Below are 23202 nucleotides of genomic sequence, written 5' to 3'. Positions count from 1 at the left end.
CGTTTCTAGAGGACGGGGTTGATTTCATGGCGGCGCTGGGCAAAGTGTATCTGGTAGGAGCCGGTCCCGGCGCGGCTGATCTCATCACGGTGCGCGGTGCGCGCCTGCTGGCGCAGGCCGATGTGGTGCTGTATGACGCCCTCGTCACGCCCGAGATGCTGGAACTGTGCGTGCGGGCAGACAAGATCTCGGTCGGCAAGCGCTCGGGCCAGCGCTCGATGGCGCAGACCCTGATCAACGAGCAGCTGGTCGAGTGCGCGCGAAAATATGCGGTGGTCGTTCGTCTGAAAGGCGGCGATCCGATGCTGTTCGGCCGCGCCGATGAAGAGTTGCGCGCGCTGGAGGCCGAGGGGATCGAGGTCGAGGTCGTCCCCGGCATCACGACCGCCGTCGCCGCCGCCGCCGCGACCAAGCAGCCGCTCACCAAACGTGGCCTGGCGCGCAGCGTCGCCTTCTTCACGTCCAGCACGGCGCCGGACGAACCCGATCATCCGGCGCTACCTGAAACCGACACCTTGGTCCAGTACATGGGTGGCCGCGAAGCCGCCGCCACCGCCGAACGCCTGCTGGCCGAAGGGCGGCGTGCAGACCTGCCGGTGGTGGTGGTCGAAAACTGCAGCCGCGCCGACGAGCGCATCCTTCGCCTGACCCTCACCGACCTTGCGCGCGGCCTCGAACCCGGCCACGGGCCCGTGCTGGTGATGATGGGCGAGGCGCTCGCCAAACGCGAGCACCAGGCCTGAGCGTTACAACCACGGCGTGAATGCGATTCCGGCCTGGATCGCCCCGATCACCTGCGCCTGGTTTTCCGGGCTCTCGCTGAACTGCGCCAGCAATTCCTCCCGCACCGCGCCCTGCACCTGCATCGCATCGACCCAGAACTGGCTCCCTTGCGCATCCGCGGCGCGGTGCAAGGTGTTCTGGTACAGCAGCTCGACGAATTGCGCATCGCTCGTATGGGCGCCATACAGGTCGATGAATTCCTGGCTGCCCGTGAATCCGGCGGCGGCTGCGCGCAGGCTCACGCCCTTGTCCATCATGTCGATCCAGTAGCCCAGCCCCTTTGGGTCCGGCGTACGGTCGAAGGCCGCCGCATACAGCCGGTAGGCTTGTCCGGCGACGCCGTCGATGTCGTGCCTCAGCGCCTGCGCCTGCGCTTCCGGCTGCGGCTGCGGTACCGCGCCGGCCAGCACACGCGTCTCGATCCGCGCCGTACCATCGGCCTGGGTGTCGACCCAGGCCGCGGCGAAGCCGCCATCCGCCAGCGCGGTGAGCGCCGGGCCGGCCTGGTCGCCCTGGCGCAGTTCGTTGATCGCGAATTCGCGCGCATCGACCGCCTCGCCCCGGGCGTCGAAACGACGTCCGTAGATCCCGTTGCCATCGAAGTCGCCCGCCTGCCAGGCCACGACGAAGCCGCCGCCGGCGAGCGCCGTCACCTGGGCGTCGAACCGGCCCGTAATCGCGTGGTCGGTGTTGACCTGGGTGATGCCGCCCGCCGCCTGGCCGGCGGCGTCGTAGCGCTGGAAGAACACGTCGCTGCTGGCAAAGCCGAAGGGGTTGTTGACGTAGCTGTCCCAGGCGACCACGAAGCCGCCGTCCGCCAGCGCGGTCATGCCGGGCAGCGGCGCGCCGGTGCTGTCGATGGCCGCCATGCCGTCGCCATTGACGGCCACCGGGGTGTCTCCACTGCGCGCCAGGTAGACGTTGCCATCGCCGATCTCGCCCCAGGACACGGCATAGCTGCCGCCGTGCGCCACGACCTGGGGACTGTAGGCCGTGCCGAGCGCGCCGAAGGTCTCGACGGCGCCGCGCGGCGATCCGTCGGCGTCGAACTGGCGCACCGCAACCTGCCCGCCTTCGCGCCAGGCCAGGGCAAAGGAACCGTCCTGCAATAGCGCCAGGTCGGGCATGGCGGCGTCCACCTGCGAGCCGGTGTCGGCCCGGTGTTCTCCTCCGATGCCGCCGTCGGCGCCCACGATGCGGTAGGCGATGCCGCCACCCATGCCATAGGCGACCACGCAAGCGCCGTTGGCGAGCGCCGTCACGGCCGGTTCGTTCGCGGCCGCGCCGGCGATCTCGAAGGCGTTCTCTCCGATCCGGCACCATAGCGATGTGCCGTCCGACTGCCACACCGTCACATGGCGGCCATCGGCCAGGGTAGCCATGGCCGGATCGGCCGCGCCGCCGCCCGTATCGAGCGCGAACTCGGCGCCGAAGCCGTCCAGGTCCTGCGTGCGACCCGCCTCCACCGCATACACCAGCGTCTCGGCGATACCGTGGCCGGGCAAGGGATTGCCGCGCGCGTCCAGCTGGTGATGGTCGTAGTAGTGCACGGTGACCGAGGCCGGCCGGCCTTCCTCGAGCAGGGCCGCATTCGCCACGATCAGCCGCGCCGAGGTGTCGAGCGCCGGATCGTAGGCGATCCGGAACAGCCCGGGCTGCGCCTGGTTGTCGATGACCCAGCGCCCGCCGGTCAGCGAGCCGGTGTCGATGGCGCGCAAGGTGGCGGCAAGGTCGCCGTCGTGCAAGGTGGTGAACAGCGTGTCGCGGTCGTCAACGATGCCGACCGGGGCGTAGTCGAGTTCGGTGCTCATGAAAGTATCCTGAAGAGTGGCTTCAGGGGATCATGCGCCAGGCTAGCTGTTCCAGATAGAGGATAAATGAATTATGTTCGGCAATACGATCAATATCCAACACAATATTTGAACATCAACAGATAATGGCAAATATCAATTGTCGAGCGCAGCCACACAGTAATCGGTCATGGCGCGTTGCACGCCCGGGTCTTCGCCGATCGCGCCGACCACGTTCAGGTCCAGGCCGGGATGCGCGGCGCGGATGGTGTCGCACAGTGCCGGCAGGTCGCGCAGCAGGTGGCCGCCCTGCCCCAAAAATACCGGCACCACGGTGACCCGGTCGATCCCGCGCGCAACCATCGCCGCCATCGTGTCCGGCAGGTTGGGCGTCATCAATTCCAGGAAGGCCAACGTCACCTCGCAGGCGGGCAGCTGCGCCTGCGTGGCGTCGCGCAGCCGCTCGAACGGCACGGCCCAGCTGGCGGCACGCGCACCGTGGGCGAACAGGATCAGTCCTCGTTGGGTTGGCTGCGTCATCAATGCCTTTCCACCCACCACAGCGCCCCGAGCGCCATCAGCAGGAACAGCAGGCTCGGCGCCACCGCCGTCAGGAAGGCCGGCAGGATGGTCAGCACGCCCAGGTGCGAGAACAGTGAATTGATGAGCAGGAAGCTCACCCCGATCATGATGCCGATGAAGATCTTGAGGCTGACGCCGCCGCTGCGCGTGTGCAGGTAGGCGAACGGCAGCGCCAGCGCCATCAGCACGAAGATCGAGAACGGGTCGACGACCTTCTTCCAGAACGCGACCTTGAAGCGTTCGGTCTCTTGCCGGTTTTCGGCCAGGTGGCGCGTGTACACGGCCAGTTCGGCGGCCGACATGCGTTCCGGGTCGGAGCGCGAGACCGACAGGATCTTGGGCGTGATCTCGGAAGCGAGCACGTAGCTGTCGAGCTTGCGGGTCGAGACTGAGGCCGTTTCCTGGCCATAGGTGCTCTGGATGGTCTGTCCAGCCGGCACCTTTGATCCGGGCACCGGCAGCTCGCGGCTATTGGTGAACATGGTCTCGGTGACGTCGGACAGGCGCCAGGTATTGTTGCCGCCATAGGTGCCGCGCACCGCCGTGACGATCGAGCGCATGCGCATATTGTTGTCGAACTCGTAGAGGCGCACGTCTTCGAGCTGGCCATCGGGCGCGATGCGGCGCACATTGAAGAAGCGCGAACCGGTGATGTTGCCGCGCACACCTTCTGCGTGCACGCTGTCCTTGGTCCACATGCCCGACCGGAACTCCGCCGACACCGAGCCACCCTTGGCGGTCAGGCGCATGCGCTCGGCGATCGGCGCCGTGCGCGGCGTGATCAGTTCGCCGAACACGAAGGCGACCAGGACGAACACCGCGCCGATCTTGAACAGCATCATGGCAGCCTGGCGGGTCGACATCGACGAGGCGCGCATGATGGTAAATTCGGAGCTCGAGGCGAACTGGGCCATCGTATAGATGGTGCCGATCAGGGCTGCCACCGGCATCACCTGATAGACATTGCCCGGCACCAGCAGCAACACGTACAGCAAGGCGTGCTGCATGCCGAAGTCGTTCTTGCCGACCGACGGCAGGATGCTGGTCAGGTCCATGAAGGCGACCAGGGCCAGGAAGGCGGCCAGCACGAAGGCCACCGCCTGGAAGATATTGACGGCGAAATAGCGTTGGAGGATTTTCATTCTGCGCGCGCCTCTTCGCGCTTGGCGGCCGGCGATGTCTTCAACACACGGCGGCGCTTGAAGGCGCTGATCAGGACCAGCGGATGATAGCGGTGGTTCACGTTCAGGCGCCACGCGAACAGCCCCACCACCACCAGCAGCGCGGCCAGGTGCAATGGCCACCAGCCCATGGCGAAGGCCAGCTTGCCCTGCTTGACGCTGGCTTCGGACAGGCGCACCAGATTGTTATAGGTGAAGAAGATCAGCAAGGCGATGATCAGGTTGGCCGACGAACCGGCGCGTGGATTGACGAATCCAAGCGGGATGGCCAAGAGCATCAGGACCAGGCAGGTGATTGGCGCCGCGATACGGGCCAGCAGTTCGGCCTGGGTAAAGCGGTTGGGCGCGATCAGGAGCGCCGGCGTGGACAGCGCCGACACCGGCACGTCGGCGCCGATCATCGGCGCCTGGGTCGCCACGCGCATGCTGTAGCGCTCGAATTCCATGGTCTGGAAATCGGCCTGGCCCGGCACGCCCTCGTAGCGGCGGCCATTGGAAAGCACCAGGAACTGGCCGCCCTTGCCGTCCGATTCGATCACGCCCTGCTTGGCCACCACCACCGAGTGGCTGTCGCCGTCGACGCCGCCGACGAACACGTTCTGCACCACGGTCGAGCCCTCGGCGCTGCGTTCGACGAAGAACACGCGGTCGCTCGAGCTGGACTCGCGGAACTGGCCCGGCGCCACGCGCTGCAGGTCTTCGCGTTTCTGGAAGCGCTCGACGAATTCGGCGCTCTTCATCTTGGCCCAGGGCGTGACGACGAAGGACAGCGCGCCGACCAGGGCCACCATCGGCAGGCCGAGGACCAGCACCGGCCGGATCCATCCAAGGAGGGATTGACCGGAGGCGAACCAGACCACCATCTCGGAATCGCGATAGCTGCGCGTGATGGTCGCGACCACCGCGATGAAGGACGTCAGGATAAGGATGATCGGCAACAGCTCGGCGCTGCGGAATACGATCAGCGCCAGCACATCGCCGGATGCCACCTTGCCGCCCGCCGCCCGGCCCAGGATGGCGATCAGGGTCCAGGTGACGAGGATGGAAAACAGCACCGTGAAAGTGGCGCCCGCGGCGCTCGCCAGTTCACGTTGCAGGGAACGTCGGAAAATCATTCAATAGAGTAGTTATAATTGCAGATTAGGCAGTCCGCCGCCAAACATCGAAACGGAGAACCAAATGGACTTTAGCATAAAAGCATTCGACACAAAAAACACCCTGGCCGCTGCGAAATCAGGCTGCATCGCGGTTGCGGTGTACGAGAACAAGAAACTGTCGGCTGCGGCAAAAGCACTCGATGTGAACGGCGACATCAGTGCGGCGCTCAAATCGGGCGACATCAGCGGCAAGCCGGGTTCGACCCTGCTGCTGCGCGGCGTGGCCGGTGTGGCCGCCGCGCGCGTGCTGCTGGTCGGCCTCGGTAGCGACGACGTCGCCAGCGAAAAAAGCTTTACCACCGGCGTCACCGCCGCACTGAAAGTGTTCTCCACCCTCGGCGCGGCGGACGCCATTATCGCATTCCCGCTCGACAGCGTGAAAGAGCGCGACGCAAACTGGGCGCTGCGTGCCCTCGTGATCGGCGCCAGCGAAGCCGAATTCCGCACCGACGGCCAGAAGAGCAAGAAGGATCCAGCCCTCGCCGGCGTGCGCAAGATCGTCGTTGCGGCGCCAGCCGCCGGCCTGGACAAGGCCACGCTGACCCAGGCCGCGGCGATCGCCAACGGCATGAACCTGACGAAGGAACTGGGCAACCTGTCGCCGAACGTCTGCACCCCGACCTTCCTGGCCAATACCGCGCGCAAGCTGGCCGACGACTACGGCTTCGACATCGAAGTCCTGGAACGCAAGCAGCTCGAAGCGCTCAAGATGGGCAGCTTCCTGTCGGTGACGCGCGGTAGCGAAGAAGCGCCGAAGTTCATCGTCCTCAAGCACAACGGCGGCAAGTCGAAAGACGCGCCGGTGGTCCTGGTCGGCAAGGGCATCACCTTCGACACCGGCGGCATTTCGCTCAAGCCTGGTCCAGGCATGGACGAAATGAAATACGATATGTGCGGCGCCGGCTCGGTGCTCGGCACCTTCCGCGCCATCGGCGAGATGGGCCTGAAACTGAATGTGGTCGGCATCGTCGCCGCCTGCGAGAACATGCCGTCGGGCCGCGCCACCAAGCCGGGCGACATCGTCACAGCGATGAACGGCACTACCATCGAAGTGCTCAACACCGACGCTGAAGGCCGCCTGATCCTGTGCGACGCCCTCACCTACGCCGAGCGCTTCAAGCCGGCCGCCGTGGTCGACATCGCGACCCTGACCGGCGCCTGCATCGTGGCCCTGGGCCACCACACCAGCGGCCTGTTCACGCGCGACGACGCCGCCCACGACGGCCTCGCGAACGAACTGCTCGACGCCGGCAAGCAGGCGGGCGACGTGGCATGGCGCTTCCCGCTGGGCGATATCTACAACGACCAGCTCAAGTCGAACTTCGCCGACCTGGCCAATATCGGCACCCCGGGCGCAGCCTCGATCACCGCAGCCTGCTTCCTGGAGAACTTTACCCGCAAGTACACCTGGGCCCACCTGGACATCGCCGGCACCGCCTGGAAATCGGGCGCGAACAAGGGCGCGACCGGCCGTCCGGTGCCGCTCTTGACCACGTTCCTGATGAATCGCGTGTAATGGATTTGGTCGGGCGCCGCTAGGCTGCCCGACCTTGCCAACAGCGCTAAAACCGTCGTCCCCGCGCAGGCGGGGACCCAAGTTTGCATGTACGGCCACTGGAATTAACTTAAGTGGCTACGCATGCAACTTGGGTCCCCGCCTTCGCGGGGACGACGTGTTTGGGCTAACGAAAATCGAGACTGGGCCGGGTAACTCGGAATCAGAACACCCGCGTATCGAGCGGATTCGCCCCCGCCGCCTCGGGCGGCGGCGCGGACGGCTGCATGACGACGGTCAGGATGGCCGGATAGCCATAACCCGCCCCCGAATGGCGGTCGACGAAGTAGCCAAGCCCCGCGCTGATGACCAGGTTGCCCATCAGGTTGCTGGTATCGAGCCTGGCCTGGACGACTTCGGCGGCGGTGGCGGCCGAACCCTTCTTGCAGCTGATCGACAGCGGCTCGCCGCTGCGGGTGACGGTCACCCGCCCCGGGGCGATCATATACCAGCGACCGACGTCATTGCTGAGGATGCAACCGACCCCGCCGATCTCGCGGTAATCGAGCACGGCGCGCACCTCGAGTTGCTGCACGGGGGATTCGGACATGGTCGCGCAGCCGCCCAGGGCAAGGGAGGCAAAAGCGGCAACGGCAAACGAGCGGAATGGAAACGACATGGCGAGCTTCAAGAGGCAGATACCTCGTTAACGGCAGCAGCGCGCCGCAACTGAAGCCCTGCCCGCTACGCGCACGCGGGTGTGGCGTCGAGCAGGGTGAATCGCGGCAGGACCTTGCCGTCGACCGTCACCGTTTCGAAGAAGGCGTCACGGGGCCTTACCCACACGACACCATCCTGGCCGCGATAGACGACCAGGGGTGTGTGGTCGGCTTCCAGCACTGCTTCGCACACCAGCTCGTAGATGCCGCCCTTGTAATGGCGGTAACGCGTCGGCATGCGGACGGGATCAGACCTTTTCGGTCTCGGCCTTCTGCTTTTTCTTCAGGCCCTGGATAACCTTGAGCACGCCTTCCATGCCGGCGGTCTCGTCCAGTTCGCTGAAGGCGTCCAGCACTTCGTTCAGCACGCGATTGCGCACGGCTGCTTCGTCCTGGGCGATCGCCGGCGCTGCGCCATCCTTGGCGAACTTCGATGGCGTGTCGGCGGCGGCCTTGGCGCCATGCGCCAGGGCTGCCTGCCAGATCACCCAACGGCGCTGGGTTTCAAAAACGAGGTATTCCTCGGGCTTGTCTTCGCGGCGGCGAACAATGTGGCCCTCACGCTGGGCCCACGCTTCAAATGCACTGCGCATTTCTGTCCTTTTTCAAATCTGCGTTCGGATCATTAACTTGTGAAACCGAATATTTCACAATAGTACCACTACCGCACTTCAGTAGCCGGCGCCAACTGTGTAACGAATTCTTCCCTCCCTGCATCTTGCCATCCATAGTATATCGGAAGTTGCACAAGCGCAATTTTATTGTTGCCCACGGGCAACGATCGCGAGATGACCAAGTGATGTCGCCATGCCGCTTGGAGTGCTCGTGACATACCTTCTTGAGGAATTTTAACAGTCTACTAATCGATATCTCTACATTAGGTTACATTGGTAACAATTTCGTCAGCACACATTCGTAAATACGCAGGTGATAAACATTCCAGATGCATATTCGCGTTGTTAGTAAGGCACATCTATTATTTCCATATTGAAATGTTATAGGCGTTCAATTATTGTGGTGACGGTGCAAAGGCCATGCTTTGGCGCCATCAACGAAAACGATAATAGAGGGTTGAAATGAAAAAGAACTTCCTGCTCAGCGGCGCCATGCTCGCCGTATTGACGCTGTCCGGCTGCCAGAGTGTTGGCAACGAATCGCTCCGCAAGGAAACCGAGTCGTCCGTCTCACAGAAAATCGTCCAAGGTAAAACCACCAAGACCGAAGTTCGGGCCATGTTCGGTTCCCCGACCAAGACCACCTTCACCGATGGTGGACTTGAAGTCTGGAACTACGATTTCTCCAATGTGTCCGCCGACGCCATCAGCTATGTGCCGATCGTGAACCTGTTCGGCGCCAGCGCCAGCGGCAAGAAAAAGGAACTCGTGGTGATGTATGACGAACAGAACATCGTGCGCCGCTATGCCATGAGCGAAGCGGATGTGACCCAGAAAACCGGTCTTTTCAATAACTAAGACCCCCGTCGGATGGTCGATCATGCCGCCGTCCTGGCGGCATGTCTGTTTTTGCAGCGGCGATCCTGGCCCGCTGCTGTACAAGGTTCGCGGCAAACACCTATACTGCCGGGTTTCCATCAGCCGGCGAACCCTCGTTCTCTCCAGAGCCAGCCGGCGCCATCCTTTCAGTCAAGTAGAAAACACATGAAGATCGTTACCTGGAACGTCAACTCCCTGAAGGTACGCCTTGCTCACCTGCTGCAATGGCTGGAGGCCAATCCGGTCGACGTGGTCTGCATCCAGGAGACCAAGCTCACGGATGACAAATTTCCCCTGGCCGAGCTGAACGCCGCCGGCTACCAGGTCGCGTTTTCGGGCCAGAAGACCTATAACGGCGTGGCCATCGTGTCGAAGCTGCCGATCGAGGACGTGGTCAGGAACAACCCGCATTATGAAGACGCCCAGCAGCGCCTGCTGGCGGCCACGATCGGAGGCGTGCGCTTCATCTGCGCCTACGTGCCGAACGGTCAGGAAGTGGGTTCCGACAAATATACGTACAAGCTGGCCTGGCTGGACGCACTGCGCACCTGGGTGGCGGCGGAAATGGCCGCGCACGCGCAGTTCGCGATCCTGGGCGACTACAATATCGCGCCCGAAGCGCGCGACGTGCACGACCCGGCCGAATGGGAAGGCCGCATCCACTTCTCGCTGCCCGAGCGCGCCGCGCTGCAGGAGCTGATGGCGCTCGGCCTGTTGGACGCTTTCCGCCTGTTCGAGCAGCCCGAGAAGCAATACAGCTGGTGGGACTACCGCCAGATGGCGTTCCGCCGCAACCGCGGCCTGCGCATCGACCATATCCTGCTGTCGAAGACACTGGCCGATCGCTGCACCGCGTGCCACATCGATCGCGAGACGCGCAAGTGGGAGCAGCCTTCGGATCATGCGCCGGTGGTGGCGACCTTGGCGGATTGACACCTTCGTTTCAGCAGCGCATCTACAAATCGGCTGGTTGGACGCGTCGGCAGCATAGCTGCCAACCCTACGTAGGTTCGGCAGATCCCCTGCCGACGCGTTCAGCGTACACTTGAATCACCCCGCCAGCAAGCTGGCCACCTGCTCCGCCGGCAACGGCCGCGCGAACAGATAGCCCTGCGCATACTGGCACCCGAAGGAGCGCAGCAGGGCATACTGCCCTTCCGTCTCCACCCCTTCGGCCACCACCGACAATTGCAGGCTGTTGGCCAGCGCCATCACCGCCGCCACGATGGCGCGGTCCTCGGTGCTGGCTTCGAGCTCGCGCACGAAGGCGCGGTCGATCTTGATCTTGCGTACCGGGAAGCGCTTCAGGTAGGCCAGGCTCGAATACCCGGTGCCGAAATCGTCGATCGACAGGCACATCCCCATCGCGTTTATCTGACGCAGGATCTCGAGTGTCTGGCCACCGTGCTGCATCAGCGCGGTCTCGGTGATCTCGAACTCCACCAGGCCCGGTGCGATCCCCGTCTCGTCGACGATGGCGCGGATCGAGTCGACCAGGCCCTGGTGCGTGAACTGGCGCGCCGACAGGTTGATCGCCAGCGGCACCACATCCAGCCCCTCGCGCTGCCACTGCATGACCTGGACGCAGGCGCTGCGGATCACCCAATCGCCCACTTCCATGATCATGCCGCTCTCTTCCAGGATCGGGATGAATTCGTCCGGCCCCACCAGCGCCCCGTCACGGCGCCAGCGCAGCAGCACTTCGAGTGCGCGCGGGCGGCGCGTTTCGGTGCACATGATCGGCTGAAAGTAGAGTGCGAACTCGTCCCGCGCCAGGGCGCCGCGCAGGCTCGATTCGAGCTCGAAATGGCGCGCCGCCGCCAGGTTCATGCGCTCGGTGAAGAACTGGTAATTGTTGCGGCCGGCCGCCTTGGCCTGGTACATCGCGGCGTCGGCGTGGCGCATCAGGGTCTCGACGTCGACCCCATCGTCCGGATACAGGCAGATCCCGATCGAAGGCGAGATGTGCAGGCTATGGCCGTCGATCTGGCACGACATCGACAGCGCGGCGATGATGCGGTCGGCCACCGCGGCGGCGTCGCCCTTGCCGGCGATCCCCGGCATCAGCACCACGAACTCGTCGCCGCCCAGGCGCGCCACCAGGTCGCTGGGCCGCACCGCCGTCACCAGGCGCAGGGCGACGTTGCGCAGCAGCTGGTCGCCGACCATGTGGCCCAGGGTATCGTTGATGTTCTTGAAGCGGTCGAGGTCGATGAACATCAGGGCCAGTTGCTGCCCCTGATGCGGCGCGTCGCCCGATGCCACGGCGCGCATCGCCGCATCGAGCCGCTCGGACAGCATGGCGCGGTTGGGCAGGCCGGTCAGGCTGTCGTGGTAGGCCATGTGGTGCACGCGCGCCTCGGCCTGGCGCCGCTCGTTGATCTCTTCCTGCAGCAGGGCGTTGGCGCCGGCCAGTTCGGCGGTGCGCTCGGCCACCCGCACCTCGAGTTCGTCGCGCGCGCGCAGGATGGCGTCGGCCGCCTCGCGCTGGGCGGTGACGTCGTCCACCAGCCACACGCTCCTGCCACCCGCCTGGGCCAGGTCGAACAGGCGGCCCGACAGGCGCGCCCAGAAGCGGCTGCCGTCGCGCCGCACCATCTCGTGCTCGGCCATGTGGGCCTGGTCCAGCGCGAACTGGCGTCCGGAGAGCTCGCGCGCCTCCTTCCAGCTGACGTGGTCGGGATACAGCGAGCGCACCGCGATGCCGTCCATGCCGCCCGGCGGCGCGCCGAACAGCTCTTCCATCTTGCGGTTGCAGTGCAGGGTGCGGCCGCCCTCGACCACGGCAATGCCCAGTACCGCGTTGTCGAGGATGGCGCGGTTTTCCATCAGCGCCTCGCGCAGCGATTGCTCGTCGCTGCGCTCGCGGGTGCGGTCTTCGAGCATCCAGATCGTGCCCTTGTCGGGGTCGTTCGCATTGACCTGGTAGCCGATCATCTGGACCCAGGCCGGCGTGCCGTCCTTGCGCACCAGGGTGCGCGAGGTGGTGAACGGGCGGCCGTCGGCCAGCTGCGGATAGGCCTCGGCGCCGAGCTGGCGATAGGCGCCTTCGTCGGGGTAGATCACGCGCGTGGACACCCCGATCGGCTCGCCCTCGGCATAGCCGAACATCTGGCAGAAGGCGGGATTGGCGCGCCGGATCACGCGATTGCGGGTGAACATGATGCCGATCGAGGCATTGGTCATGATCGCCTGCACCTCGCTCATGGCCTGGCGCGCCTCGGTCACGTCCTCGACGATCCAGATCGTCCCGGCGTCGCGGTTGCCCGGTTCGACCGCGCAGCCGCGCAGGCGCGCCCAGAAGGTGCTGCCGTCGCGGCGGCGGAACTGCTGCTCGCTCTTTTCGAACAGCCCGCCCGCGGCCAGCACCGCGAACGCTTCCCGGATCAAGGTCTCGTAATCCTCGGGCGAGACGCAGACCTCGGCCGGCGCGATGCCTCCGACCTCGTCCGGCGCGAAGCCGAACATCTCGCCCGCGCGCGGATTGAACGAGCGGATCCGGTCGGGCTGGGTGACGGCGATGCCGACCGGCGCGTTCTCGAACACGGCGCGCTGCTCGCGCACCATGCGCCGCAAGGCGGCCAGATCCGCCAGCTGCGCCAGGTCCGCATCGTATACACCGGCCTCCGCAACGTCAGCTAATTGCAGGTTCGAAAATCCATCCATCGGTTGTTACAGTCGCGGCCAATACTCATGGTTGCCTTGAGTTGCCGAGTGGCAATAAGGGAGACAATCATACCGCGAAACAGGCCTGCAATTGAACTGCTTGCGACAAGAAAGCGACACCGTGCGAATGCCGCCCTGGCGCATCAGAAAGCATCACCCGGCACGCATACCCGCCCCTCCATCAAGACCCGCGCGCTGCGGCTCATGATGGCTTTGCTGACGCTCCAGGCGCCGTCCCGCTGCACCGCTTCGGCGCCCACGCGCAGGGTGCCGGACGGATGGCCGAAACGCACCGCGCTGCGTTCCCCGCCGCCGGCCGCGAGGTTGACCAGGGTGCCGGGAATCGCCGCCGCGGTGCCGATCGCCACCGCCGCCGTCCCCATCATCGCGTGGTGCAGCTTGCCCATCGAAAGCGCGCGCACCAGCAGATCGACGTCGCCCTGCGCCACCTGCTTGCCGCTGGACGAGATATAGCCCGCCGCTTTCGCGACGTAAGCGACCTTCGGGGTGTGCTGGCGCTTGCCGGCGTCCTCGATGCTCGCGATCAGGCCCATGCGCAGCGCGCCGTGGGCGCGGATGGTCTCGAACATGGCCAGCGCGCGCGCATCGCCATTGATCGCGTCCTGCAGCTCGGTGCCGTCGTAGCCGACCGCACCCGCCTCGACGAAGATGGTCGGGATGCCGGCGTTGATCATGGTCGCGCGCAGCGTGCCGACACCGGGCACGTCCAGTTCGTCGACCAGGTTCCCGGTCGGGAACATCGCCGAACTTGCTTCATCGTCGGCGCCCTCCTCCTCGGCCGCCGGATCGATGAATTCGAGCTGCACCTCGGCCGCCGGGAAGGTCACGCCATCGAGCTCGAAGTCGCCCGTCTCCCGGACCTGGCCATCCGTCATCGGCACGTGGGCGACGATGGTCTTGCCAATATTGGCCTGCCAGATGCGCACGACCGCGATGCCGTCCTGCGGCACCCGTGCCGGGTCGACCAGGCCGTTGGCGATGGCGAACGGCCCGACCGCAGCCGACAGGTTGCCGCAGTTGCCGCTCCAGTCGACGAAGGGCTTGTCGATCGCCACCTGGCCGAACAGGTAGTCGACGTCGTGGTCGGGCCGGGTGCTGCGCTCGACGATCACGGCCTTGCTGGTGCTGGAGGTGGCGCCGCCCATGCCGTCGATCTGCTTGCCGTAGGGGTCGGGGCTGCCGATCACGCGCAGCAGCAGCGCGTCGCGCGCGGCGCCGGCGTCGCGCGCGGCTGCAGGCAGGTCTTCGCGCTTGAAGAACACGCCTTTGCTGGTGCCGCCGCGCATATAGGTGGCGGGGATCCTGATTTGGGGGACGTGGGACATGGTGCGGTTCTCCATCAGGCCGCCTTGGGCGCCGACGATTCAAGGAAGTCCTGCGCGAAGCGCTGCAGCACCCCGCCCGCTTCATAGATGGCCAGTTCCTCGGCCGTATCGAGGCGGCAGGTCACCACGACCTCGAGCTGTTCTCCGTTCCTGCGATGGATCACCAGCGTCAGGTCGGCGCGCGGCGCGCGCTCGCCCACCACGTCGAAGGTCTCGGTGCCGTCGATGCCGAGCGTGATGCGATTCATACCGGGCTTGAACTCAAGCGGCAGCACGCCCATGCCCACCAGGTTGGTGCGGTGGATGCGCTCGAAACCTTCGGCCACGATCGCTTCCACGCCCGCCAGGCGCACGCCCTTGGCCGCCCAATCGCGCGACGAGCCCTGGCCATAGTCGGCGCCGGCCACCACGATCAGCGGCTGCTTGCGTTCCATGTAATGCTCGATCGCTTCCCACATGCGGGTCACCTCGCCCGACGGCTCGATGCGCGCCAACGAACCGGCGATCACATTGCCCACGCCATCCTTGACCATCTCGTTCCTCAACGTCGGATTGGCGAAGGTCGCGCGCTGCGCCGTGAGGTGGTCGCCGCGATGGGTGGCGTAGGAATTGAAGTCTTCTTCGGGCAAGCCCATCTTCGCCAGGTATTCGCCGGCGGCCGAATCGAGCATGATCGCGTTCGACGGCGACAGGTGGTCGGTGGTGATGTTGTCGCCCAGGACCGCCAGCGGGCGCATGCCGCGCAAGCTGCGTTCACCTGCCAGCGCGCCTTCCCAGTACGGCGGGCGGCGGATATAGGTGCTCTGTGGACGCCAGTCGTACAGCGGGCTGACCGCGGCGCCATCGTCGACGACGCGCGCGAACATCGGCGTATACACCTTGCGGAACTGCTCGGGCTTGACGCTGGCGGCGACCACGGCGTCGATCTCGTCGTCCGATGGCCACAGGTCGGCCAGCCGGATCTCCTTGCCGGCGGCGTCCAAGCCCAGCACGTCCTTCTCGATGTCGAAGCGGATGGTGCCGGCGATCGCATACGCCACCACCAGCGCCGGCGACGCCAGGAAGGCCTGCTTGGCATACGGGTGGATGCGGCCGTCGAAGTTGCGGTTGCCCGAAAGGACGGCGGTCGCATACAGGTCGCGCTCGATGATCTCTTGCTGGATGGCCGGGTCGAGCGCCCCGCTCATGCCGTTGCAGGTGGTGCAGGCAAACGCCACGACGCCGAAGCCAAGCCGGTCCAACTCGGGCGTGAGGCCGGCTTCGTCCAGATAAAGGGCAACGGCTTTCGAACCCGGCGCGAGCGAGCTCTTGACCCAGGGCTTGCGCAGCAGGCCCGCGCGGTTGGCGTTGCGCGCCAGCAGGCCGGCGGCGACCATATTGCGCGGGTTGTTGGTGTTGGTGCAGCTGGTGATGGCGGCGATGATGACGGCGCCGTCGGGCATCAGGCCCGGCTCATTCTCCACTTTACCGGCGATGCCGCGCGCCGCCAGTTCCGAGGTCGGCACGCGCTTGTGCGGGTTCGACGGGCCGGCGATATTGCGCACCACGCTGGAGAGGTCGAACGACAAGGTGCGTTCGTACTGGGCATTCTGCAGGCTGTCGGCCCACAGGCCGGCCTGTTTCGCATAGGTCTCGACCAGGTGCACGGTCTCGTCCTCGCGGCCGGTCAGGCGCAGGTACTTGATGGTCTGCTCGTCGATGTAGAACATCGCGGCGGTGGCGCCGAATTCCGGCGCCATATTCGAGATGGTCGCGCGGTCGCCCAGGGTGAGTGCGGCGGCGCCCTCGCCAAAAAACTCGAGGTAGGCGGAGACGACTTTCGACTTGCGCAGGAACTCGGTCAGCGCCAGCACGGTGTCGGTGGCGGTGATACCGGGGCCGGGCCGGCCCGTCAACTCGACGCCGACGATGTCGGGCAGGCGCATGTACGAGGCGCGGCCCAGCATCACGCTTTCGGCTTCCAGCCCGCCGACGCCGATCGCGATCACGCCCAGCGCATCGACCATCGGCGTGTGCGAGTCGGTGCCGACCAGCGTGTCCGGATAGGCCACGCCCTTCTCCACCTGGATCACGGGCGACATGCGCTCCAGGTTGATCTGGTGCAGGATGCCGTTACCGGGCGGGATCACGTCGACGTTCTGGAAGGCCTTCTTGGTCCAGTCGATGAAGTGGAAGCGGTCTTCGTTGCGGCGATCCTCGATCGCGCGGTTCTTGGTGAACGCGTCGGGATCGAAGCCGCCGCATTCGACGGCCAGCGAGTGGTCGACCACCAGCTGGGTCGGCACCACCGGATTGACCAGGGCCGGATCGCCCCCTTGCAGCGCAATGGCGTCGCGCAGGCCGGCCAGGTCGACCAGGGCGGTCTGTCCCAGGATGTCGTGGCAGACCACGCGCGCCGGGAACCAGGGGAAATCGAGCTCGCGCTTGCGTTCGATGATCTGCTTGAGCGAGTCGGTCATGCAGGCGGGATCGCAGCGGCGCACGAGGTTCTCGGCCAGCACGCGCGAGGTGTAGGGCAAGGTGTCGTAGGCGCCGGGCTGGATGGCGTCGACCGCGGCGCGCGTGTCGAAGTAGTCCAGATCGGTGCCTGGGAGGGGTTTCAGGTGGTTGGTATTCATGGCGATGCTCGATTGATTAGCTAACCTGAAAACCGTCGTCCCCGCGAAGGCGGGGACCCAATTTTGCGTGCGTGACCCCAAACGCTTATGTGGCCTGCAAGCTTACTTGGATTCCCGCCTTCGCGGGAATGACGTGCGAATGATCGTGGTGCTAATGGATGACGATGAGTTACTTGCGTTCTGCCAGCGGCACGAACTGCAGGTCTTCCGGACCGACGTAATTCGCGCTCGGGCGGATGATCTTGTTGTCGATGCGCTGCTCGATGACGTGGGCGGCCCAGCCCGAGGTGCGCGAGATGACGAACAGCGGCGTGAACATGGCGGTCGGCACGCCCATCATGTGGTACGACACGGCCGAGAACCAATCCAGGTTCGGGAACATCTTTTTCACCTCCCACATCACCGATTCCAGGCGCTCGGCGATGTCGAACATCTTCATCGAACCTGCCTCGGAAGACAGCGAGCGCGCCACTTCCTTGATCACTTTGTTGCGCGGGTCCGAGATCGTGTACACCGGGTGGCCGAAGCCGATCACGACTTCCTTGTTGGCCATGCGGTTGCGGATGTCGGCTTCGGCTTCGTCGGCGCTTTCATAACGCTTCTGGATGTCGAGCGCCACCTCGTTGGCGCCGCCGTGTTTCGGACCGCGCAGCGCGCCGATGGCGCCGGTGATGGCCGAGTGCATGTCGGAGCCGGTGCCGCCGATCACGCGCGCGGTAAAGGTCGACGCGTTGAATTCGTGCTCGGCGTACAGGATCAGCGAGGTGTGCATCGCCTGCACCCAGGACTCGCGCGGCTTGAAGCCGTGCAGCAAGTGCAGGAAGTGGCCGCCGATCGAATCGTCGTCGGTTTCCACTTCGATGCGCTTGCCATTGTGGCTGTAGTGGTGCCAGTACAGCAGCATCGAGCCGAACGACGCCATCAGGCGGTCGGCGATGTCGCGCGCGCCGGCGATGTTATGGTCGTCCTTCTCGGGCAAGGTGCAGCCCAGCACCGACACGCCGGTGCGCATCACGTCCATCGGATGCGCGCCGGCCGGCAGCGCCTCGAGCGCGCTCTTGACGGCCTGCGGCAGGCCGCGCAAGGACTTGAGCTTGGCCTTGTAGCCGCGCAGCTCGGCCTCGTTCGGCAGCTTGCCGTGCACCAGCAGATAGGCGATTTCCTCGAATTCGCAGGCGTCGGCCACGTCCAGGATGTCGTAGCCGCGGTAGTGCAGGTCGTTGCCCGATTTGCCGACCGAGCACAGCGCGGTATTGCCCGCGGCCACGCCGGACAGGGCCACGGACTTCTTCGGCTTGAAGGTTGGGGTCTCGTTGTTCTGGGTCGTCATCCTCGGTTCTCCTTATTTCGCTTTGTTCTGGGCGAACAGCGCGTCGAGCTTGTGTTCATAGCTATGGTAGTCGATGCGGTCGTACAGTTCCGCGCGCGTCTGCATGGTGTCGAGCACGTTCTGCTGGGTGCCGTCGCGGCGGATCGCGTTGTACACGTTCTCGGCCGCCTTGTTCATCGCGCGGAACGCCGACAGCGGATACAGCACCAGGCCGACACCAGCGCTTTTCAGTTCGTCGACGGTAAACAGCGGGGTGGAGCCGAATTCGGTGATATTGGCCAGCACCGGCACCTTGACCGCGTCGGCGAACTGTTTATACATCTCCAGGCTCGTCATCGCCTCGGGGAAGATCATGTCGGCCCCGGCTTGCACGCACGCCACGGCGCGTTCGATGGCGGCGTCCAGGCCTTCCACGGCCAGCGCATCGGTGCGCGCCATGATCACGAACTCGTCGTACGGACGGGCATCGGCGGCCGCCTTGATGCGGTCGACCATCTCGTCCTTGCTGACGATTTCCTTGCCCGGGCGGTGGCCGCAGCGCTTGGCGCCGACCTGGTCTTCGATGTGGCAGGCGGCGGCGCCGGCCTTGGCCAGGGTGCGCACGGTGCGCGCCACATTGAAGGCCGATGCGCCGAAACCGGTGTCGACGTCGACCAGCAGCGGCAGGTCGCACACGTCGGTGATGCGGCGTACGTCGATCAGGACGTCGTCCAGGTTCGAGATGCCAAGATCCGGCAAGCCCAGCGAACCCGCAGCCACGCCGCCGCCCGACAGGTAGATCGCCTTGAAGCCGGCGCGCTGGGCCAGCAGGGCGTGATTGGCGTTGATCGCGCCGACCACTTGCAATGGGGATTCTTCCTGCATTGCCTTGCGAAATGCGGCGCCGGCGGAGAGCTTGGTCATGCGGTGTCCTTTCAGATGCGGTGGATGTCCAGCCTGATATTGCAAACCTCGTGCCAGCGCGCCAACAATCTTCATTTATCCAGTTATTCCTATTGTATTCAGTCACTTAGCGTGGAGTGCCGCATATGATCCCAGCATATCCACCTGGCGCCGCCCTCCGCGTCGTTTCATGCTGAAACAATACGATGCAACGCTTGAAACAATTAAGACTTGCTTAAAGTGCCGCCGTGATCGAAACGAACGTCTTGACATATCGGGATATCCCGATATACTAGGAGTCATGGAACTGCTAGACATCTTCAAAGCCCTCTCTAACCGCACACGCCTCGATATCCTGAAAGGCTTGAAGGACCCGGAGAAACATTTCCCTCCGCAAGACGAGGGCGACGTGCACACGGTTGGTGTTTGCGTGAGCAGTATCCAGGAAGGCGTTGGCCTGTCGCAGTCGACCGTGTCCGATTACCTTGCAACATTGCAGCGAGCTGGCCTGGTTGAAGTGCGGCGTATCGGCCAGTGGACGTACTACAAAAGGAACGAGGCAACCATCAGCGCCCTCGCCGAGATCATCGGGAAAGAGCTGTAAATTTTTTTATCACTATATATCGAGAATTACCGATATCCCTTTTTAACGAAACGAGGAATTATCATGAAAGCTCAAGTGCTCACTTCTTTTGGCGGCCCGCAATCGTTTGAACTGCGCGACGTACCGAAACCCGTGCCGCAGGCCGGCCAGGTGCTGGTCCGGGTGCAGGCCACCTCCATCAATCCCCTGGACTACCAGGTCCGCCGCGGCGACTATGCCGACCTGGTGCCGCTGCCGGGCATCACCGGCCATGACGTGTCGGGCGTGGTCGAGGAAGTCGGACCGGGCGTGACCGCGTTCGCGCCAGGCGACGAAGTCTGGTACACCCCGCAAATCTTCGACGGCCCCGGTAGCTATGCCGAATACCATGTGGCCGCCGAGAGCATCATCGGCAAGAAGCCGGCTTCGCTGACCCATCTCGAGGCCGCCAGCCTGACCCTCGTCGGCGGAACCGCGTGGGAAGCCTTGGCTGTGCGCGCCCAGCTGAAAGCCGGGGAAAGCATCCTGATCCATGGCGGCGCGGGTGGTGTCGGCCACGTCGTGATCCAGGTCGCCAAAGCCATGGGCGCCCGCGTGTTCACCACGGTCAAGGAGGACAATTTCGAGTTCGCACGCTCCCTGGGCGCCGACGTCGTCATCGATTACACGCAAGAAGATTACGTTGACGCCATCCTGCGCGAGACCGGCGGTCACGGCGTCGACGTGGTGTTCGACACCATCGGCGGCGACACCCTGGCGCGCAGCCCGGACGTGCTGGCGCAACTCGGCCGCGTCGTCTCGATCGTGGACATCGCACAGCCGCAGAACCTGATCCAGGCCTGGGGCAAGAATGCGAGCTACCACTTCGTCTTCACCCGCCAGAACCGCGGCAAGCTGGACGAACTGAGCGCCCTGATCGAGCGCGGCCAGCTGAAACCCCACGTCGGCGCCGTCTATTCGCTAGCCGACATCCCGCTTGCGCACGCGCGGCTGGAAAGCCGTGACAACGGCCTGAAGGGGAAGATCGCGATCGCGGTGGGGCCGTTGGCCGATCACACCAGCGCACAAGCCTGAGTCGATTGATTCACTTCGAAAGGAATATCATGGTTTACGAAATCGCCACCCTGCTCGTCCGGCCCGATCGCACCGACGCGTTCAGACATGCATTTGCCGATGTCGCTCATCTGCTCACCCGCGCAAAGGGCTATCGGGGCCATTTGCTGGCGCCCGGGGTCGAGCTGCCGCAACAGTTCACGCTCATCGTGCGCTGGCAGACGCTGGAAGATCACACCCCGAACTTCGAAACGAGCGACGACCACCAGATGTTCATGGCGGGCTTGCAGGACTTTCTCGCGGGCGAGCCCGCCGTCCGCCACATCGAAGGTGCGGCCTTTTCCATCGGGCCGTGGGATGCGACGGCAGCGAAATAAAAAAAGGGCGGCTTTCAAAGGCCGCCCCTTCTACCTGCTTAAGGTCGGTTTAGTGCGCCGACGCACCCGCCGCACCGATACCGGTCTCGGCGCGCACTTCCTGCGCCTCGAAGCCGGCGCGGTCGATGCGGGCACGTGGGCCCTTGTCGGTGATCGAGAAGATCCAGATACCGAAGAAGCCGATTGCCATCGAGAAGATCGCCGGCGAAGCGTACGGGAAGATCGCGGCGCCGTTGCCCAGCACATCGACCCACACCGATTTCGACAGCACGGTCAGGATGACAGCGGTCGCCAGGCCCAGGAAGCCGCCCACGGTGGCGCCGCGGGTGGTGCAGTCTTTCCACAGCACCGACATGAACAGCACCGGGAAGTTGGCCGACGCGGCGATCGCAAAGGCCAGCGACACCATGAAGGCGACGTTCTGCTTTTCGAAGGCGATACCCAGCAGCACGGCGATGATGCCGAGGCAGATGGTGGTGATCTTCGACACTTTCAGCTCGTTGGCGCTGGTTGCCTGGCCCTTCTTGAACACGGTGGCGTACAGGTCATGCGACACCGCCGAGGCGCCCGACAGGGTCAGGCCGGCCACCACCGCCAGGATGGTCGCGAAGGCCACGGCCGAGATGAAGCCCAGGAACACATCGCCGCCCACGGCTTGCGCCAGGTGGACTGCCGCCATATTGTTACCGCCCAGCAGTGCACCGGCAGCGTCCTTGAAGGCCGGGTTGGTGCCGACCAGCACGATCGCGCCGAAGCCGATGATGAAGGTCAGGATGTAGAAGTAGCCGATCCAGGTGGTGGCCCACAGCACCGATTTACGTGCTTCCTTGGCGCTCGGGACGGTGAAGAAGCGCATCAGGATGTGCGGCAGGCCGGCGGTGCCGAACATCAGCGCCATGCCGAACGATATCGCGGAAATCGGATCCTTGATGAAGCTGCCCGGGCCCATGATGGCGTCGCCCTTGGCGTGCAGTTCGGTCGCGGTCTGGAACAGTTGCGACGGGCTGAAGTTGTACTGGGCCAGCACCGAGAACGCCATGAACGAGGCGCCCGACAGCAGCAGCACGGCCTTGATGATCTGCACCCAGGTGGTGGCGGTCATGCCGCCGAACAGCACGTAGACCATCATCAGGGCGCCGACCAGCACCACCGCGATCCAGTAGTCCAGGCCGAACAGCAGCTTGATCAGCTGGCCGGCGCCGACCATCTGCGCGATCAGGTAGAAGGCCACCACGACCAGGGTGCCGGATGCCGCGAACACGCGGATCGGCTTCTGGGCGAAGCGGTACGACGCCACGTCGGCGAAGGTGAAGCGGCCCAGGTTGCGCAGGCGCTCGGCCATCAGGAAGGTGATGACGGGCCAGCCGACCAGGAAGCCGATCGCATAGATCAGGCCGTCGAAGCCGTCCAGGAACACGGCGGCGGAAATACCCAGGAAGGAGGCGGCCGACATGAAGTCGCCCGCGATCGCCAGGCCGTTCTGGAAACCGGTGATGCCGCCGCCGGCGGTATAGAAGTCGGACGCCGAGCGGGTCTTGGCGGCAGCCCATTTGGTGATGAACAGGGTGCCGACCACGAACACCGCGAACATGATGATCGCGGTCCAGTTGGTGGCCTGCTTGACGCCCTGGCCGAGGTCGGGGGCGGCGTGGGCGATGCCGGCAGCTGCCAGCAGGGCCAGCGCGACCGAGGTATGGACGCGGCTCATGCGGCACCCACTTTCGCTTTGATGGCGTCGCTCAGCTCATCGTAATCGCGGTTGGCGCGGCGCACGTAGATGCCAGTGATGACGACGGTGAAGATGATGACGAACAGGCCCAGGGGAATGCCCCAGGTCATGACACCGTCGCCGATGCGGGAACCCATGAATTCCTTGTTGAAGGCGACCAGCAGCGTGAAGCCGTAGTACACGATCATCATGGCCCAGGTCAGCGTCCAGCCGAACTTGGAACGGGTCTCTTTGAGCTTTTGGTAATTCGGGTCGCTCTTGACCCTTTGTACGACGTCTTGATCCACTTTTGTCTCCTGATTTTTCTGGTGTTGCCTTTGCGGCTGAGACCCATCCTACGGGCAGCCCCTTACCGGATTCTTACGGCATAAAAGTAATTGACCGTTCGTTCGATTACGCCGTGGCGTTTCAAATTGAA

General features: G+C 64.6%; 21 protein-coding genes. 7 read left to right on the top strand and 14 right to left on the bottom strand.

What is annotated here, in order from left to right:
• The first annotated feature begins 26 nt into the window (after positions 1-26).
• Positions 27-743 carry a uroporphyrinogen-III C-methyltransferase gene (gene cobA, locus AC3A6F_RS04675; RefSeq protein ID WP_487678804.1) on the top strand — a complete coding sequence of 239 codons (717 nt, stop codon included), beginning with the start codon at positions 27-29 and terminating at the stop codon, positions 741-743.
• 3 nt (positions 744-746) lie between these two features.
• Here cobA and AC3A6F_RS04670 read toward each other — a convergent pair whose 3' ends face one another.
• From AC3A6F_RS04670 to lptF, 4 genes are all read right to left on the bottom strand, one after another.
• Positions 747-2594: a DUF4214 domain-containing protein gene (locus tag AC3A6F_RS04670; protein WP_487678802.1), complete on the bottom strand. Its 1848-nt coding sequence runs from the start codon at positions 2592-2594 to the stop codon at positions 747-749.
• Between the two features lie 135 nt (positions 2595-2729).
• Positions 2730-3113: a sirohydrochlorin chelatase gene (locus tag AC3A6F_RS04665; protein WP_487678801.1), complete on the bottom strand. Its 384-nt coding sequence runs from the start codon at positions 3111-3113 to the stop codon at positions 2730-2732.
• Entirely contained in the window at positions 3113-4297 is a 1185-nt protein-coding gene (lptG, locus tag AC3A6F_RS04660; RefSeq protein WP_487678800.1) for an LPS export ABC transporter permease LptG, read from the bottom strand. Before lptG ends, AC3A6F_RS04665 begins: the two co-directional genes overlap by 1 nt.
• Positions 4294-5451, bottom strand: a complete 1158-nt coding sequence (lptF, locus tag AC3A6F_RS04655) for an LPS export ABC transporter permease LptF (protein WP_487678799.1) — start codon at positions 5449-5451, stop codon at positions 4294-4296. The genes lptG and lptF overlap by 4 nt, the downstream gene beginning before the upstream one ends.
• A gap of 64 nt (positions 5452-5515) precedes the next feature.
• Between lptF and AC3A6F_RS04650 the strand changes: the two genes are divergently transcribed.
• A complete protein-coding gene (locus AC3A6F_RS04650) occupies positions 5516-7009 on the top strand; it encodes a leucyl aminopeptidase (protein WP_487678798.1) in 1494 nt (497 codons plus the stop codon).
• A gap of 202 nt (positions 7010-7211) precedes the next feature.
• Here the strand turns inward: AC3A6F_RS04650 and AC3A6F_RS04645 are convergent, their stop codons facing one another.
• From AC3A6F_RS04645 to AC3A6F_RS04635, 3 genes are all read right to left on the bottom strand, one after another.
• A complete protein-coding gene (locus AC3A6F_RS04645; protein WP_487678797.1) occupies positions 7212-7667 on the bottom strand; it encodes a hypothetical protein in 456 nt (151 codons plus the stop codon).
• Between the two features lie 65 nt (positions 7668-7732).
• Positions 7733-7945, bottom strand: a complete 213-nt coding sequence (locus AC3A6F_RS04640) for a DUF1653 domain-containing protein (protein WP_487678796.1) — start codon at positions 7943-7945, stop codon at positions 7733-7735.
• 10 nt (positions 7946-7955) lie between these two features.
• Positions 7956-8300 carry a phiTE_015 family protein gene (locus AC3A6F_RS04635; protein ID WP_320474850.1) on the bottom strand — a complete coding sequence of 115 codons (345 nt, stop codon included), beginning with the start codon at positions 8298-8300 and terminating at the stop codon, positions 7956-7958.
• A 483-nt stretch (positions 8301-8783) separates the two neighbouring features.
• Between AC3A6F_RS04635 and AC3A6F_RS04630 the strand changes: the two genes are divergently transcribed.
• Positions 8784-9179, top strand: coding sequence for a hypothetical protein (locus tag AC3A6F_RS04630; protein WP_487678795.1), 396 nt, complete (start codon positions 8784-8786; stop codon positions 9177-9179).
• Between the two features lie 186 nt (positions 9180-9365).
• A complete protein-coding gene (gene xth, locus AC3A6F_RS04625) occupies positions 9366-10133 on the top strand; it encodes an exodeoxyribonuclease III (RefSeq protein WP_487678794.1) in 768 nt (255 codons plus the stop codon).
• A 117-nt stretch (positions 10134-10250) separates the two neighbouring features.
• Here the strand turns inward: xth and AC3A6F_RS04620 are convergent, their stop codons facing one another.
• The 5 genes from AC3A6F_RS04620 to prpB form a co-directional block, all read right to left on the bottom strand.
• Complete coding sequence (locus tag AC3A6F_RS04620) at positions 10251-12866, bottom strand: sensor domain-containing protein (protein WP_487678793.1); 2616 nt, start codon at positions 12864-12866, stop codon at positions 10251-10253.
• Positions 12867-13009: 143 nt separating this feature from the next.
• The gene (prpF, locus tag AC3A6F_RS04615; protein ID WP_487678792.1) at positions 13010-14212 is read right to left on the bottom strand and encodes a 2-methylaconitate cis-trans isomerase PrpF; all 1203 of its coding nucleotides are present in this window, start codon (positions 14210-14212) and stop codon (positions 13010-13012) included.
• A 14-nt stretch (positions 14213-14226) separates the two neighbouring features.
• Positions 14227-16830 carry a Fe/S-dependent 2-methylisocitrate dehydratase AcnD gene (gene acnD, locus AC3A6F_RS04610; protein ID WP_487678791.1) on the bottom strand — a complete coding sequence of 868 codons (2604 nt, stop codon included), beginning with the start codon at positions 16828-16830 and terminating at the stop codon, positions 14227-14229.
• A gap of 169 nt (positions 16831-16999) precedes the next feature.
• On the bottom strand, positions 17000-18160 hold the full coding sequence (gene prpC / locus AC3A6F_RS04605; protein ID WP_487678789.1) for a bifunctional 2-methylcitrate synthase/citrate synthase: 1161 nt from the start codon (positions 18158-18160) through the stop codon (positions 17000-17002).
• A gap of 12 nt (positions 18161-18172) precedes the next feature.
• On the bottom strand, positions 18173-19063 hold the full coding sequence (gene prpB, locus AC3A6F_RS04600) for a methylisocitrate lyase (RefSeq protein ID WP_487678788.1): 891 nt from the start codon (positions 19061-19063) through the stop codon (positions 18173-18175).
• Positions 19064-19343: 280 nt separating this feature from the next.
• Between prpB and AC3A6F_RS04595 the strand changes: the two genes are divergently transcribed.
• The 3 genes from AC3A6F_RS04595 to AC3A6F_RS04585 all read left to right on the top strand — a co-directional run bounded on the left by AC3A6F_RS04595 (position 19344) and on the right by AC3A6F_RS04585 (position 21055).
• On the top strand, positions 19344-19646 hold the full coding sequence (locus tag AC3A6F_RS04595) for an ArsR/SmtB family transcription factor (RefSeq protein ID WP_071363555.1): 303 nt from the start codon (positions 19344-19346) through the stop codon (positions 19644-19646).
• Positions 19647-19709: 63 nt separating this feature from the next.
• Entirely contained in the window at positions 19710-20699 is a 990-nt protein-coding gene (locus AC3A6F_RS04590) for a zinc-dependent alcohol dehydrogenase family protein (RefSeq protein ID WP_487678787.1), read from the top strand.
• A 29-nt stretch (positions 20700-20728) separates the two neighbouring features.
• Complete coding sequence (locus AC3A6F_RS04585) at positions 20729-21055, top strand: antibiotic biosynthesis monooxygenase family protein (RefSeq protein WP_487678786.1); 327 nt, start codon at positions 20729-20731, stop codon at positions 21053-21055.
• A 49-nt stretch (positions 21056-21104) separates the two neighbouring features.
• Here the strand turns inward: AC3A6F_RS04585 and AC3A6F_RS04580 are convergent, their stop codons facing one another.
• Entirely contained in the window at positions 21105-22763 is a 1659-nt protein-coding gene (locus tag AC3A6F_RS04580) for a cation acetate symporter (protein ID WP_487678785.1), read from the bottom strand.
• Positions 22760-23071, bottom strand: a complete 312-nt coding sequence (locus AC3A6F_RS04575; RefSeq protein WP_487678784.1) for a DUF485 domain-containing protein — start codon at positions 23069-23071, stop codon at positions 22760-22762. Before AC3A6F_RS04575 ends, AC3A6F_RS04580 begins: the two co-directional genes overlap by 4 nt.
• Between the last annotated feature and the right edge of the window lie 131 nt (positions 23072-23202).

Source organism: Massilia sp. Soil_C_3 (assembly GCF_057657035.1).
The sequence above is the reverse complement of the archived record's forward strand: the minus strand, read 5'-3'. Positions and strand labels throughout refer to the sequence as shown.

Excerpts from the sequence above, each read along its gene's own strand:
- AC3A6F_RS04640 (WP_487678796.1), bottom strand. The coding sequence starts at position 7,945 with ATGCCGACGCGTTACCGCCATTACAAGGGCGGCATCTACGAGCTGGTG.
- cobA (WP_487678804.1), top strand. The coding sequence starts at position 27 with ATGGCGGCGCTGGGCAAAGTGTATCTGGTAGGAGCCGGTCCCGGCGCG.
- lptF (WP_487678799.1), bottom strand. The coding sequence starts at position 5,451 with ATGATTTTCCGACGTTCCCTGCAACGTGAACTGGCGAGCGCCGCGGGC.
- prpB (WP_487678788.1), bottom strand. The coding sequence starts at position 19,063 with ATGACCAAGCTCTCCGCCGGCGCCGCATTTCGCAAGGCAATGCAGGAA.
- AC3A6F_RS04595 (WP_071363555.1), top strand. The coding sequence starts at position 19,344 with ATGGAACTGCTAGACATCTTCAAAGCCCTCTCTAACCGCACACGCCTC.
- AC3A6F_RS04620 (WP_487678793.1), bottom strand. The coding sequence starts at position 12,866 with ATGGATGGATTTTCGAACCTGCAATTAGCTGACGTTGCGGAGGCCGGT.
- AC3A6F_RS04650 (WP_487678798.1), top strand. The coding sequence starts at position 5,516 with ATGGACTTTAGCATAAAAGCATTCGACACAAAAAACACCCTGGCCGCT.
- AC3A6F_RS04590 (WP_487678787.1), top strand. The coding sequence starts at position 19,710 with ATGAAAGCTCAAGTGCTCACTTCTTTTGGCGGCCCGCAATCGTTTGAA.
- acnD (WP_487678791.1), bottom strand. The coding sequence starts at position 16,830 with ATGAATACCAACCACCTGAAACCCCTCCCAGGCACCGATCTGGACTAC.
- AC3A6F_RS04585 (WP_487678786.1), top strand. The coding sequence starts at position 20,729 with ATGGTTTACGAAATCGCCACCCTGCTCGTCCGGCCCGATCGCACCGAC.
- lptG (WP_487678800.1), bottom strand. The coding sequence starts at position 4,297 with ATGAAAATCCTCCAACGCTATTTCGCCGTCAATATCTTCCAGGCGGTG.
- xth (WP_487678794.1), top strand. The coding sequence starts at position 9,366 with ATGAAGATCGTTACCTGGAACGTCAACTCCCTGAAGGTACGCCTTGCT.
- AC3A6F_RS04645 (WP_487678797.1), bottom strand. The coding sequence starts at position 7,667 with ATGTCGTTTCCATTCCGCTCGTTTGCCGTTGCCGCTTTTGCCTCCCTT.
- AC3A6F_RS04665 (WP_487678801.1), bottom strand. The coding sequence starts at position 3,113 with ATGACGCAGCCAACCCAACGAGGACTGATCCTGTTCGCCCACGGTGCG.
- AC3A6F_RS04580 (WP_487678785.1), bottom strand. The coding sequence starts at position 22,763 with ATGAGCCGCGTCCATACCTCGGTCGCGCTGGCCCTGCTGGCAGCTGCC.
- AC3A6F_RS04630 (WP_487678795.1), top strand. The coding sequence starts at position 8,784 with ATGAAAAAGAACTTCCTGCTCAGCGGCGCCATGCTCGCCGTATTGACG.
- AC3A6F_RS04635 (WP_320474850.1), bottom strand. The coding sequence starts at position 8,300 with ATGCGCAGTGCATTTGAAGCGTGGGCCCAGCGTGAGGGCCACATTGTT.
- AC3A6F_RS04670 (WP_487678802.1), bottom strand. The coding sequence starts at position 2,594 with ATGAGCACCGAACTCGACTACGCCCCGGTCGGCATCGTTGACGACCGC.
- prpC (WP_487678789.1), bottom strand. The coding sequence starts at position 18,160 with ATGACGACCCAGAACAACGAGACCCCAACCTTCAAGCCGAAGAAGTCC.
- prpF (WP_487678792.1), bottom strand. The coding sequence starts at position 14,212 with ATGTCCCACGTCCCCCAAATCAGGATCCCCGCCACCTATATGCGCGGC.